The sequence below is a fragment of the Bradyrhizobium sp. 215_C5_N1_1 genome, from assembly GCF_052075935.1.
In the GTDB taxonomy this organism is placed as follows: Bacteria; Pseudomonadota; Alphaproteobacteria; order Rhizobiales; family Xanthobacteraceae; genus Bradyrhizobium; species Bradyrhizobium barranii.
Window position 1 is genome coordinate 6,021,504 of the sequence record NZ_CP197228.1, and the last position, 12,731, is coordinate 6,034,234.

The 12,731-nt window shown below is 66.9% G+C and carries 13 protein-coding genes and 2 riboswitches; of the genes, 2 read left to right on the top strand and 11 right to left on the bottom strand.

What is annotated here, in order from left to right:
* Positions 1–12: 12 nt before the first annotated feature.
* Positions 13–2,385 carry a TonB-dependent receptor gene (locus AB7G19_RS29065; RefSeq protein ID WP_441268607.1) on the bottom strand — a complete coding sequence of 791 codons (2,373 nt, stop codon included), beginning with the start codon at positions 2,383–2,385 and terminating at the stop codon, positions 13–15.
* A 115-nt stretch (positions 2,386–2,500) separates the two neighbouring features.
* Positions 2,501–2,702: riboswitch (cobalamin riboswitch) on the bottom strand.
* Positions 2,703–2,773: 71 nt separating this feature from the next.
* Between AB7G19_RS29065 and AB7G19_RS29070 the strand changes: the two genes are divergently transcribed.
* Complete coding sequence (locus AB7G19_RS29070; protein WP_441268608.1) at positions 2,774–3,346, top strand: histidine phosphatase family protein; 573 nt, start codon at positions 2,774–2,776, stop codon at positions 3,344–3,346.
* A gap of 6 nt (positions 3,347–3,352) precedes the next feature.
* Here AB7G19_RS29070 and cobT read toward each other — a convergent pair whose 3' ends face one another.
* The 8 genes from cobT to cbiT form a co-directional block, all read right to left on the bottom strand.
* Entirely contained in the window at positions 3,353–4,405 is a 1,053-nt protein-coding gene (cobT, locus tag AB7G19_RS29075; RefSeq protein ID WP_441268609.1) for a nicotinate-nucleotide--dimethylbenzimidazole phosphoribosyltransferase, read from the bottom strand.
* Between the two features lie 10 nt (positions 4,406–4,415).
* Positions 4,416–5,165, bottom strand: a complete 750-nt coding sequence (cobF, locus tag AB7G19_RS29080; RefSeq protein ID WP_441268858.1) for a precorrin-6A synthase (deacetylating) — start codon at positions 5,163–5,165, stop codon at positions 4,416–4,418.
* Positions 5,166–5,206: 41 nt separating this feature from the next.
* Positions 5,207–5,884 (bottom strand): energy-coupling factor ABC transporter permease, encoded by a 678-nt coding sequence (locus AB7G19_RS29085; RefSeq protein ID WP_063984424.1) that lies wholly within the window; start codon positions 5,882–5,884, stop codon positions 5,207–5,209.
* A 37-nt stretch (positions 5,885–5,921) separates the two neighbouring features.
* Positions 5,922–6,139, bottom strand: a riboswitch (cobalamin riboswitch).
* Positions 6,140–6,184: 45 nt separating this feature from the next.
* Positions 6,185–6,916 (bottom strand): uroporphyrinogen-III C-methyltransferase, encoded by a 732-nt coding sequence (cobA, locus tag AB7G19_RS29090; RefSeq protein ID WP_063984425.1) that lies wholly within the window; start codon positions 6,914–6,916, stop codon positions 6,185–6,187.
* Positions 6,913–8,223 (bottom strand): cobyrinate a,c-diamide synthase, encoded by a 1,311-nt coding sequence (locus AB7G19_RS29095; RefSeq protein WP_441268610.1) that lies wholly within the window; start codon positions 8,221–8,223, stop codon positions 6,913–6,915. Before AB7G19_RS29095 ends, cobA begins: the two co-directional genes overlap by 4 nt.
* Positions 8,223–9,005, bottom strand: a complete 783-nt coding sequence (gene cobM, locus AB7G19_RS29100; RefSeq protein ID WP_441268611.1) for a precorrin-4 C(11)-methyltransferase — start codon at positions 9,003–9,005, stop codon at positions 8,223–8,225. The genes AB7G19_RS29095 and cobM overlap by 1 nt, the downstream gene beginning before the upstream one ends.
* Positions 9,002–9,370, bottom strand: coding sequence for a cobalamin biosynthesis protein (locus AB7G19_RS29105; protein ID WP_441268612.1), 369 nt, complete (start codon positions 9,368–9,370; stop codon positions 9,002–9,004). Before AB7G19_RS29105 ends, cobM begins: the two co-directional genes overlap by 4 nt.
* Positions 9,367–10,548 carry a precorrin-6Y C5,15-methyltransferase (decarboxylating) subunit CbiT gene (gene cbiT / locus AB7G19_RS29110; RefSeq protein ID WP_441268613.1) on the bottom strand — a complete coding sequence of 394 codons (1,182 nt, stop codon included), beginning with the start codon at positions 10,546–10,548 and terminating at the stop codon, positions 9,367–9,369. The genes AB7G19_RS29105 and cbiT overlap by 4 nt, the downstream gene beginning before the upstream one ends.
* Between cbiT and AB7G19_RS29115 the strand changes: the two genes are divergently transcribed.
* Positions 10,547–11,293, top strand: coding sequence for a cobalt-precorrin-6A reductase (locus AB7G19_RS29115; protein ID WP_441268614.1), 747 nt, complete (start codon positions 10,547–10,549; stop codon positions 11,291–11,293). The two genes, cbiT and AB7G19_RS29115, sit on opposite strands and share 2 nt — an antisense overlap.
* Here AB7G19_RS29115 and cobJ read toward each other — a convergent pair.
* Positions 11,269–12,003, bottom strand: a complete 735-nt coding sequence (cobJ, locus tag AB7G19_RS29120; protein WP_441268615.1) for a precorrin-3B C(17)-methyltransferase — start codon at positions 12,001–12,003, stop codon at positions 11,269–11,271. The genes AB7G19_RS29115 and cobJ overlap by 25 nt on opposite strands.
* Positions 12,000–12,731, bottom strand: a complete 732-nt coding sequence (locus AB7G19_RS29125; protein ID WP_441268616.1) for a precorrin-2 C(20)-methyltransferase — start codon at positions 12,729–12,731, stop codon at positions 12,000–12,002. Before AB7G19_RS29125 ends, cobJ begins: the two co-directional genes overlap by 4 nt.

The following is a 12,731-nucleotide window of genomic DNA, read 5'->3' on the forward strand; positions in this document are numbered from 1 at the left end:
GTGGTCAGCGCCCTACCATTTGAACGCGGCCGAGAGCTCATAGGTCCTGGGCGCACCGAGCAGGATCTGGTCGGGATAGAACGGATCGCCCCAGATCGCGTAGCGCTTGTCGGTGATGTTGCGCACGCGGAAGCCCAGACGGGCCTGGTCGACCGCGTTGAACACCGTCTTCGGGATGTCGACGAAGGCGTAGACGTCGGCGACGGTGTAGGCCTTCATCGTCACGACGTTGGCATCGGTGTTGTAGCGGTCGCCGACATAGCGGCCCGTGATGCCGAGCTCCACCGGCCAGGGCGTGAAGAACCGGTACGACGCACCGGCATTGGCCACGACACGCGGCACGTTCGGCGGCGTGTTGCCGGAGAACGAACCACCGGCAAAATTGTAGTCGGCATAGCGTGCATCGACATAGGCGATGTTGCCCCAGAGCCGCAGGGGATCGATCGGGCGTACGGCCGCGGCGAGCTCGACGCCCTTCGACTCCTGCCGTCCCGCGATGTTGAGCTGCATGCCGCCAGCCGCCGCATAGACGTTCTTGCGCTCGATATCGTAGGCCGAGAACGACCATTCCGCCCTGTTGTTCCACAACAGATGCTTGACGCCCGTCTCATAGGTGCGCGAGGTCGTCAGGTCGAGCGGCTGGGCTGGCCCAAGCAGGAAGATGTTGTTGGCTGAGACGTCAGCACCGGTCGCGTACTGACTGAAGAAGGTCAGGCCGGGAACGGCGTCCCAGGTATAGCCAATGCGACCCGTCGTCGGGACCCAGGACTTCGAGAACGGGAAGTTCGCCTTTTCCAGCCCGGCGGAGTCGATCGAGTTGCGGTCAAGCCCGATATGCTCGACGCGCAGGCCGCCGACCAGCGCGAAGGTTCGCGTGAGCTTCACCCGGTCCTCGAACGACAGCGCCTCGTTGTCGATGCGCGCGGTCTGCTGCTGCGTCGTGAGCAGGCCGTAAAGGCCACGGTCGGGATTGACGAGCGAGACGTAATCGTCCGGGAAGTTGGCCGCGCCTGGCCTGACGAAATCGAGATAGCTGGACGAAAGTGTCGTGACCAGGCGGTTGTCGAAGCCTGCGATATTAGCGTCCCAAATCAGGTCGGTAATGTTGCCGACAAGGCGTTGGCTATGTGCAACATAGAAGCGCTCGCGATCGACCATGTTCGAGTTGGGCAGGCCCGTACTGGCATTGAAAGCCTCGATCTCGTTGTTGAACCAGGTACGCTCCGCGCCATAGGCATAGGCTTGGCTCTTCAGCGTCAGGTCAGGCGCCAGCTTCAGTTCGAAGCCGCCGCGCAGCCACACCTCTTGTGCCACGTTGCGGTTGTCGAGAACGTTGTAATTGGTGTTGAAGGTACGATCGTCGATCGTGATCGCACCGAGATTCGTTTTGTTGAAGTTCGAGACGTAATTGCCCGAAACAATGCCGCTCGTCGCATGCGAGCCGCTGAAGGCGATCGGTACCAGCGGTGCGCCCCAATAGGCCTTCGAGCGATCTTCCCGGTACTCGATCGCGCCCCAGATCTTGAGGCTGTCGGAGATGCGGTAATTGAGCTGGCCAGACACATCCAGCGTCTTGGTATTGGTGTCGTCGGCAAATCCGTTGAGCGAGGCGCGGCTGATGTCGAAGCGATAGTCCAGCCCCTGCAAATTGGTGCTGCCGCCCGAGCCGTAATGGACGCCGAACGAGTTGAGCGAATCCCAGGAAAAGTCAGCTTCATTCCGGATCGGCCCGGTGTGTGGCTGCTTCGTGATCAAGTTGATTGCGCCACCGGCGGCACCTTCGCCCGACATCAGCGAGGCCGGACCTTTCAAAAATTCCACGGCTGCGAGATTGGCCGTATCCGTGATCCGCGAGGTCATGTTCTGCGGACCGATCTTGATGCCGTTGTAGAGCATGTTGATCTGGCTGTTGGTGAAGCCACGCATGGAGAAAGCCGCGGGCTCGGCCGGATTGTCGCCGGAGGTGACACCGACCGCGCCCTGCGCAACCTCCGACACGGTGCGATAGCCCTGCTCCCGCATGGTCTCGGCCGAGATGACTTCGACGGTCGCGGGTGTCTCCTGCACGGTCAGGCCGAGGCGCGAGGCGCTCTCGGCAACCACATTGGTGTTGAGCGGCGTCTGCGCCGCCGCGGTCGGCACGACGGGCTTGGCCGCGGCCGATGCGGCCGCTGGCCTGCGCGATGCTGCGCGGCGTGGGCTCTGCGCGTCCCGGGCCGCCGGCTTTGCCGGTTTGCGGGATTGGGCGGGCGACACCTCGACCGGCGGCAGCGGCTCGCGGGCCTGCTGCGCCAGCGCTGCGGGCAGATCGGCGACTGCAAATGAAGTAAGCGCGGCGGAAGCGAGCAGGAAGCAACGCGGTCGTACAAGACGAATGGAAGACACAGTTCGGGACCTCGGTATGACGTCAGTGGCACGTCACAGCGAACCAGGTCCCACCTCCGGCCTTTGAGCCTTCCGATGAAGCCGAATGTCTGTACTCCCCGACCGACATCTTCGCGTGTGACCACGGCTGACGGCAGGTCTCCTGGCTCGCGGGTCAGTACCTTGCATCGCCTTCCCGGGACCGAGATACCCAGTGGCTCGTGACGCAAGATTCGCCGCTTACAGTTGCGGGGGCAGCCGCGGCATTGGGGACAAAATCCCCGCACCGCATTCCCTTTTCATCCCCACTCGGGGAAACCGTCAAAGCCATCTAGGATTACCGACAAGACAGAGTCAATGTGCCGGTGCGACGTTATTACCACAGCGACCAACTTCCTTGGAGATAGGCATGGAAGGCGAGACCTTCCTCTGGCTGATACGGCATGCGCCCGTCGACGGCGCCAAAGGGACGATCCACGCAGCCGACGCGCCCGCCGATCTCGGCGACCGCGTGCAACTGGAGGCGTTGCGGCAGAGGCTCCCGCCAGATGCTGCGAGCTTGGCGAGCCCGGCGCGACGTACGGTTGAGACGGCGCGCGCGCTGGGACTCGAACCCGCGTTGGTGCCCGAATTTGGCGAGCAGGATTTTGGCGACTGGACCGGCCGGCGGCATGACGAGCTCGCGGCGACCGGCGGGGAGGCCTATGCGCAGTTCTGGAACAATCCGGCGCACGGACGGCCGCCGAGCGGCGAAAGCTTTGAGGATCAGGTCGCGCGTGTGCGGATCGGTCTGTCACGGATCGGCGCCGGATCGGCAACGCTCGTCGTGCATTCCGGCACCATCCGCGCCGCGCTCTGCATTGCGCTGGATCTCACGCCACAAGCGGCCCTGCGCTTCGTGATCGACCCGTTGTCACTGACCCGGATCGACCGGCTCGCCACGGGCTGGCGCGTCGTCGCGGTCAACCAGCGCGCAGCTTGAGCACGATCAGGCCGGGCGATCCGGCACGTTGGCCTGCGCGAAGGTCGCCATGCCGTTGTGAAGGCTGCACGCGAGCCGCACCAGCGGCAGCGCGATGGCCGCGCCCGATCCTTCGCCGAGCCTGAGATCGAGGCTGATCAACGGTTGCACGTTCAGCGCGCGCAGCACCAGCCGATGCCCCTGCTCCGCCGATTGATGCGACGGCAGCAGGAATGGCTGGCACGACGGGTTCAGCCGCACCGCCGCCAGCGCCGCCACCGATACGATGAAGCCATCGATCAACACGGGAATGCGGGCTTGCGCAGCCGCAATGATGGCGCCGCAAATCGCCGCGATTTCGAGGCCGCCGACGGCGCACAGGATCTTTTCCGGCGAAGCACCTGCAACGCCATGCCGCACGATCGCAGCGTCGATCACGCGCACCTTGTGCGCACGGCCGGCCGCATCGACGCCGGTACCGCTGCCCGCGATCTCCTCGGCACTGATGCCAAGCAGGCTCGCCGCAATCGCGGCCGACGTCGTGGTATTGCCGATGCCCATCTCGCCGAAGATCAGAAGATCGGGCCTGCCGGCGTCTGCGCGCGCGACTGCGCGCTGACCGGCTTCGAAGGCGAATGCCAGCTCCGTGGGGGTGAGCGCTGCTTCCACGCTGAAGTCGCGCGTGCCGCTGCGCGGCTTGTCGGTGACGATTCCTGCCATCGCCTCCTGCGCCAGCGTACCGGCGTCGACGACCTCAAGGTTTGAGCCAAGCTCGCGCGCCAGCACCGAGATCGCGGCACCGCCCGAGGCAAAATTCGCCATCATCGCGATGGTCACTCCTTGCGGATAGGCCGACACGCCCTGCGCGACGATGCCGTGATCGCCGGCGAAGACGATGATCGGCACCCGCGCGGCGCGCGGCTGCTCGGTCGCCTGCAGGCCCGCAAGCTCGACCGCAAGCTGCTCCAGCCGGCCGAGCGCGCCGGCCGGTTTTGTGAGTTGCGCCTGACGCGCGAGCGCCGCCTCGCGGTGGACAGCGGAGACATCGGGGCATTTCCGGGTGACCCAATCGGGGAGCATGCTGCCTCGCTTACGGCCTGCGCTTGAGAATGTAGCTGTCCATGATCCATCCGTGCCGCTCGCGCGCATCCTGTCGCGCGGCGACGATGCGCGGGCCGATCTCGGCCAGAACGCCCGACATCACGATCTGATCGGGCATGCCGAGATAGGCGCCCCACCAGATGTGCAGCCCGGCTGGATCGAGCGACTGGAACGCCGTGGCGCCGTCGAGCATCACCACCACGGTATCGACGCCTTGCGGCCAGCCACCCTCGCGCAAGCGGCGCCCCGTCGTGACCAGGAAAGGCTCGCCGATGTCGTTGAGCGGCAGCGCATGCGCCGCGCACAGTGCCTGGATCGAAGTGATGCCGGGCACGACCTCGATATCAGGCAAGGGATCGAGCCGCCGCGCGATGCGCAGCGAGGAATCATACAATGAGGGATCGCCCCAGATCAGCAGCGCGACCTTGCCTTCACCTTCGAGCTGGCTCGCGATCGTCCGCGACCAGGCCGCGGCCACGGCATCGTGCCAGTCGTCGACGCCCTTGTGATAGTCCGCTTCACCGGCATCGCGCACGGGAAGGTCGAACTCGGCAATGCGCGTCGTTTGATTGGTGAGCACATCCGCGCAGATCGTCCGCCTGAGATCTGCGAGATCGGACTTCGCCGTCCCCTTGCGCGGGATCAGGATGAGATCGGCCGCGTTGATGGCTTGAACCGCGGCGCGCGTAAGCTGCTCCGGATCGCCGCAACCGATGCCTATCAGGGAGAGCGTGAGCATCGCGCGTGCAGGGGCGGCCATGACGGCCGCCCCTTTGTCTCTTAAGCCGCGTTGTGCAGGCGCGGCGTGACGAGACCGGGCGCGGTGACGCCACGCAGCGATTTTGCCAGTGCCAGCACACCGAGGTCGGCCAGCGGCTCGATCACGATGACGAGCGCGTAGGAGGCCGCGAAGGTCGCGATGTTGACGAGGTTGGTCGCACCGAAGCCCGAGCCATAGAGCGCCCAGAACGCAACCCAGGCGATGACGCCGGCCTGATACGTGGTCGACAGCGCCAGCGCCTGGCGATACCTGAGATCGACATAGGCGGTGTTGCGGGCAATGATCCGCGCGGCGATCGCCTGGATCCCGAACAGCGGCACCAGCAGCGTGGTGACGTTCATGCCGAATTGCGGCAGATCGGGCGGCTCGAAGAAGATGCCCTGGAACAACAGTCCGAACGCAAGGCCGAAGGCCGCGGGCGCCGCCCCAAACAGCAGGAACAGGGTCGAGCCAAGGATGAAGTGCACCTCGGAGACGCCGACCGGGAAGTGCGGCAGGATCTCGAAGAAGACGAACACGAGGCCCGTGGTGGCGAGCGTCCGCGCCGCGAACGACGTGATGCCCTGCTCGCGCACGGTCTCGACCGCGAGCTTCAGCGCAACGCCGCCGACGGCGATGCCGGTTGCGTAACTCAACACGAGCTTGGCGCCCGATACGACTCCGGGTTCGATATGCATGGTTCAGTTCCTTCCTGCCGTCACACCCGACGGCCTTGGCCACAAAACATGCACGGCCGGTCTCCTGGCTCGCGGTTCACTGGGGTTCTCCGGCCTTCCCGGGCCTTGCGGCCCAGTGGCTGATCGGAGTCCCTCACCGCTTACAGTCGCGGGGGCGGCTGGGGTTTTGGGCGGCGCAACTGTCCGCCCACCCCCATTCCCGATTATGCTCCGGCGGTTTGCGCCGCCTCGAGCACCATGCGTCTCCTGTGTGCCCCTTTCGCCAGCCGGGCGTCAAGGGGCGAAGGGCGGCCGGGACGGTCATGACGGATAATCGCCCGCCAGCGCTCCGAACAGGATGACAGCGGCCGTCGAAGCCGCACCACCCCGCGCAAGCTGCTCGGCAAGCTCGGCAATGGTGGTGCGGACCAGCCGCTCGTCGGGACGACCGAGGGATTCGGCGAACAGCGCCGGGGTATCAGGCGCGAGGCCGTGCTCGATCAATTTTGCGACAAGCGCCGGAAAGGTGCGCCGGCCCATATAGACCACGGTGGTCGCTTCGGGATCCGCCAGCGCCGCCCAGTTCAAATTCTGCGGCAGCTCGCCGGTGACATCGGCCCCAGTCACGAACTGCACCCGGCGCGAGGTGTGGCGCCGGGTCAGGGGAATGCCGGCTTGCGCGGCGGCGACACAGGCCGAGGTGATTCCGGGAATGATCTCGTAGCCGATGCCGGCTTCGCGCAGCGCCTCCAGCTCCTCCTCAAGCCGGCCAAAGATACCGGCATCGCCCGATTTCAGCCGCACCACACGGACACCGGCCGCGGCATAGTCGACCAGCAGGCGGTTGACGTGGTGCTGCTTGGTCGAGGGCCGCCCTGCCCGCTTCCCGACCGCGACGAGATTGGCGCCGGGCCGGGCCAGATCGAGGATCGCGCCCGAGGCGAGGTCGTCATAGAGCACGACGTCGGCATCGCGCAGCCGCGCCGCGCCTTTGAGCGTGAGGAGCTCGGGGTCGCCGGGGCCGGCCGAGATGAAAGTGACAAAACCGCTCACCGATCCTCCGCGATCAGGTGGAAGAACGTGCCGGTGGCAAGGCCGCGGCGCGAGCCGGTCTCGGCGATGACCGCGCCTGTTGCATCGTGCACGACCGCCAACGCCGTGTCCGGCTGCGCGACAATCGTCGAATAGTGGAACTCATGACCGCGCAGGCGCGCGCCGACCTGATGGCCCGGCATCGGCGCGGCGAGCGCAGCGAGACGATAGCCGAGATGCATACGGCGCTTGGCAAAGCTCGTCTCCAGTCCGAGCAGGCCCGTCATCTCATGACGGACGCCGTCGGCGTCGGTCAGAGCGGCTCCAAGCACCATATAGCCTCCGCATTCGCCGTGCACCGGCCGTGTGTCAGCGAAGGCGCGCAAGCCGCTGCGAAAGCGGGCATTGTCCGCGATCTTCCCCGCGTGCAGCTCGGGATAGCCGCCGGGCAGCCAGCAGACATCGGCGCTCGCGTCAGGCGCTTCATCGGCAAGCGGCGAGAATGTCGAGATCTCGGCACCGGCCGCGCGCCAGGCCTCCAGCATGTGCGGATAGATGAAGGAGAACGCGGCATCGCGGGCCAACGCAATGTGCTGCCCGGGCGGCGTCACATTCATGCCGCTTGCCGCCGGTTGCGGCGACCAGCTTGCTGCCGATCGCAGCACCGCATCGAGATCGACATGCTCGGCGACGAAGCGCGCGGCTTCGTCGATCAGCTTGCCGATCTCGGCCTGCTCTTCGGCCTGCACCAGGCCGAGATGCCGTTTCGGCAGGCTGATTTCTGCATGACGCGGCAGCGCGCCGAACACGGCGATGCCGGCGTCGTTCAGTGCACGCCGCACGAGATCTTCATGTCGCGGGCTGGCGACGCGATTGAGCACCACGCCGGCAAGGCGCACGCCGGCACGATAGTCGCGAAGGCCTGCGGCGACCGCCGCCGCCGTCTGCGCCTGTCCGGAGGGATCGATCACCAGCAGCACCGGCCAGCCCAGCATCTCCGCAATGTCGGCGGTGGCGCCGGTGCCGGAGACGCCGCGCGCGGCGACGCCGTCGAACAGGCCCATCGAGCCCTCCGCGAGCACGACATCGGCATTAGTGCCGCGACCGACGAGATGAGCAATCGTCCCGCGATCCATCGCCCAGCTATCGACGTTGACGGAAGCGCGCCCCGTCGCAGCGGCATGGAAGGCGGGATCGATATAATCGGGCCCGCTCTTGAAGCACTGCACGTTCAATCCGCCATTGCGCCAGGCGCGCGCGAGCGCCAGCGTCAGCGTGGTCTTGCCGACGCCGGAGGCCGGCGCGGAGATGACGAGCCCTGCCGGCATCACGATGCCTCCGGAAAGCGCGGATCGGCGCCGACCGGCCGATAGCGGCGGTCGTAGTCGACGGCATAGAGGCGGCTCTCGTCAAAATCCGCCGCTCCAAGCGTCTTGCCAACCAAAATGAGTGCCGTGCGCTCCATCTCGGTGCCGACGGCGGCATCGAGCGTCGCCAGCCTGGCGCGAACGATGCGCTGGTCCGGCCAGCTCGCGCGCCAGACGATGGCGACCGGGCAATCCGCGCCGTAGTGCGGCGTCAGCTCGGCGACGACCTTGTCGAGCAGATGGATCGACAGATGGATCGCGAGCACCGCACCGGTGGCGGCGAACGACGCGAGCTGTTCGCCCTCAGGCATTGCGCTGGCGCGGCCCGGCGTGCGCGTCAGCACCACCGTCTGGGCAAGACCGGGAAGCGTCAGCTCGACCTCCAGTGCAGCTGCCGCAGCCGAGAAGGACGGCACGCCCGGCGTGACCGTGTAGGGAATACCGAGCGCGCGCAGGCGGCGAAGCTGCTCGCCCATCGCCGACCAGATCGCGAGATCGCCGGAATGCAGGCGAGCAACATCCTTGCCGTCGGCATGCGCGGCAGCGATCTCCGCGATGATCTCGTCGAGCGACAGCGGCGCGGTGTTGACGATGCGGGCGCCGGGCGGGCAATGCGCCAGCACGCCCTCGGGCACCAGCGAGCCCGCATAGAGGCAGACCGGACAGGCCGCGATGAGGTCGCGTCCGCGCAACGTCAGCAAATCCGGAGCGCCCGGCCCTGCACCGATGAAGTGCACCGTCATGCGCCGTCTCCTTCCGCGATCGCGGCGGTCGCGGTGCGATCCCGCGAGACCGCCCGCGTCGCAATCAATCGCGCGCGAGGGCCAGCCGCAACGAGCGCCGCGGCTTCAGCGACCGAGCCCGTGCCGAACTTTTCCGCGACGAGTTTTGACCGCGTCGGCGTATGGATGTTGGCCAACGCTTCAGCCGAGACAGCCTTGATCGGCACACCGCATTCGCGCGCGAGCTGCTTCAGCGGCTCCGCGTCGGCCTTCTCGCTGACAGTCGCGACCGCCGCAAGGCCTTCGGAACCACCGGCCGCCAGCAGCGCCTCGCGCAGCGACGCGAGCGTGACATCCTTTTTGAATCCGAGTCCGGCGACTTTCATCGAACCGCACTCCATTGCACCACGGGCCGCGACGCTTCCCAGGACCGGTAGCGGCCGAGCGGCGCGGCATGGGCAATCTCGACCCGCATCAATTCGCCACCGTGGCGCTGGTGCAGCTCGCCGAGCAGCGCTTCCGTTTCCAGCGTTACCGCATGCGCGACGAGCCGCGCACCCGGCGCAAGCCGCGACCAGATGGCATCGAACATCGCGATATCGAGACCGCCACCGATGAAGACGGCATCCGGCGCTTCCAACGCAGCAAAAGCTTTCGGCGCGCTCCCCGTGATGACGGTGATCCGATGCGCCAATCCGAACGCTGTTGCATTGCTGCGGATATTCGCGGCGCGATCCTCGCGCGCCTCGATGGCGGTCGCCGTCCCGCCGCACAGCGCCCATTCCACAGAGATCGAGCCAGAACCCGCGCCGATATCCCACAGCCGCTCGCCGGGACGCGGCGCCAGCGCCGAGAGCGCCAGCGCGCGCACCGGCCGCTTGGTGATCTGGCCGTCATGCATGAAGAGATCGTCTGACAGGCCGGAGGTGCGGGGAATGCCTTGCCCGCCCCTCGCCTCAACGGCTACTGCGACCAGGTTTTCGGCGAGATCGCCCGCAAAGCCGTCGGCACGATGCTCGGCGATGCTTTCGCGCGCCCCGCCGAGCGCGGCGAGAGTCCAGAACGCCGAGGCGCCCCACCCGCGCTCGCTCAGCCATTTGGCGAGATCACCGGCCGCCTTGCCGTCGCGCACGAGGCAAATGATGCGCGCACCGGGCGCCAGATGCGGCACGAGACGCTCGAACGGCGCGGCATGAAGCCCGAGACAGGCAATGGCTTCGAGGCGCCAGCCGAGCCGCGCGACAGCGAGCGAGAAGGTCGATGGCGCCGAATGCGCGATCCACTCGTTGGCATCGAGCTTCTCGGCGAGACTTGCACCCGCGCCGTGCCAGAACGGATCGCCGGAGGCGAGCACCACCGTCGGCCGGCCGCGGCAGCTCACCACGATGTCTACGTCGAACGGCACCGGCCACGGGCGACCGCGCCCCCCCACATCAGCAAGCGCGAGATGACGCTCGCCACCAAAAACAGTTTCTGCCTTGGCGAGCGCCTTTCGGCTTGCTTCGGACAGCCCGGCAAGGCCATCTTCGCCGATACCGATGATGGTCAGCCAGGGATCAGCCATGACGCGCGCCCTCATTCTGGGCGGAACCGCCGATGCGAGCTTGCTCGCCGCGGAAGTCGCACGCGCGCACATCGACGCCGTGTATTCCTATGGCGGCCGAACCCGCACGCCCGCCGATCAGCCGCTGCCGACCCGCGTCGGTGGCTTCGGCGGCGTGGGCGGGCTTGCCGACTATATTCGACGTGAGCGCATCACGCATGTGATCGACGCCACGCATCCCTTCGCTGCCGAGATGAGCCGCCACGCGATCGAAGCGTGCGCGCAAACGGGCACGCCGCTGATCGCGCTCGAGCGCGCGCTTTGGACGAAGGCGCCCGGCGACAACTGGATCGAAGTCGCCGACGTCACCGCCGCGGCCGCCGCGCTGCCCGAGTCGCCCGCAAACGTGTTCCTCGCCATCGGCCGGCAGCACATCGCACCGTTCGCGACGAAGCCGCAGCACGTCTACACGCTGCGGTTCGTCGATCCGCCCGAAGCACCGCTGCCCTTCGCTGCGGATGTGATCGTGTCGCGCGGGCCGTTCACGTTCGACGGCGAGCTCGAAATGATGCGCGCGCGCGGCATCGCGTGGATCGTCGCCCGCAATTCCGGCGGCGACGGCGCACGCGCCAAGATCGACGCGGCCCGCATGCTCGGCCTGCCCGTGATCATGATCGCGCGGCCAAAACTGCCCGAACGGTTGCGGGTTGAGAGCGTGACCGAGATCATGCAATGGCTCGGTCATCGCGCCTGCCTCGGGGCATAGACCCAGCGGCCGACGCGGCGCGTCTGCGAATTTCCGACGATGACCAACGTGCGCATGTCGGCCATCTCAGGCCGCGCGTCGTTCAGCGCGACAGTTTCGATCCGCTCGTCCGACGTGGTGATCGCGCGCGCGAAAATCACGAGGCGCTCGCCGCAGCCGGCGCCCTTCAACACCGCAAGCGCACGGCCAAATCCCTCCGGCCGGCTTGCCGAGCGCGGATTGTACATCGCAATGGCAAAATCGGCTTCCGCAGCGAGCCGCAGACGCTTCTCGATCGCCGCCCACGGCTTGAGATTGTCGGAGAGATTGATCGCGCAGAAATCATGGCCGAGCGGCGCACCAGCGCGCGCGGCTGCCGCCAGCATCGCTGTGATACCGGGCAAAACGCGAATGGGAAGCTCGCGCCATTGCGGCGCCTGTTCGAGCGCCTCGAACACGGCCGACGCCATCGCGAAGACCCCGGGATCGCCGGAGGAGACGACGACGACCTGCCCGCCTTCGGCCGCGAGCCGCAGGGCCTCGCTTGCGCGCTGCAGCTCTTCGCGATTGTCGGAGGGGTGCAAGGTGAGCCCTGCGCGCGGCGGCACGCGCGCAACATAGGGCGCATAGCCCAGGATATCCGTCGCGGCGGCAAGCGCGGCGGAGACCTCAGGCGTCACCAGCGCATCGCTGCCCGGCCCGAGGCCCGCGATGGTCAGCGTGCCCGTCATTCGGCGGCGTCCAGATGCCGGCCCTTGCCGTGCACGAGCACGATCGCAAAATAAGGACAGTCGGCGGCATCGATCTCGGCAAGCCGGACCACGCGCTCGCCCGGCATGGTGCCGCGCTCGACCAGCCAGGCATCGTCCAGCCGGCCGGCGGAAGCCAGCGCGCGGCGCACCTTTGCGAGATTGCGGCCGGTCTTCATGACGACAAGCGCATCGGAATCGCGCATGCGCCGCTCGAGCTCGTCTTCGGCGAGCGTCCCCATCAGCACCGTCGTCACGTCGTCACCGAGCGCGATCGGCTGTCCGACGCCGTTCCAGCAGCCGACCATGCCGGGAATGCCCGCAATCACCTCGATCTCGACACGGCCTTGCAGGCGCGTGTGCAAATGCATGAAGGAGCCGTAAAAGTAAGGATCGCCCTCGCAGAGCACGACGACATCCACCGCACGCGAAAGCCGCGCCAGCCGCTCGGCCCATTCGTCGTAGAAGCCAGCGAGCAGCTGCACATATTCCGGGCTATCGAAGGCGAGCTCCGTCGTAACAGGATATTCCATTGCGTATTCGGTGACGTCGGCGGCCAACATGCCTTCGACGATCCGCCGCGCCTGGCCGGGCCGGCCCTTCTTGCGAAAATAGGCGACATGTTTCGCGCCGCGCACCGTCCGGTCGGCGCGCACGCTCATCATATCAGGGGCACCGGGGCCGAGACCGCAGCAGATGATGCGTCCCAT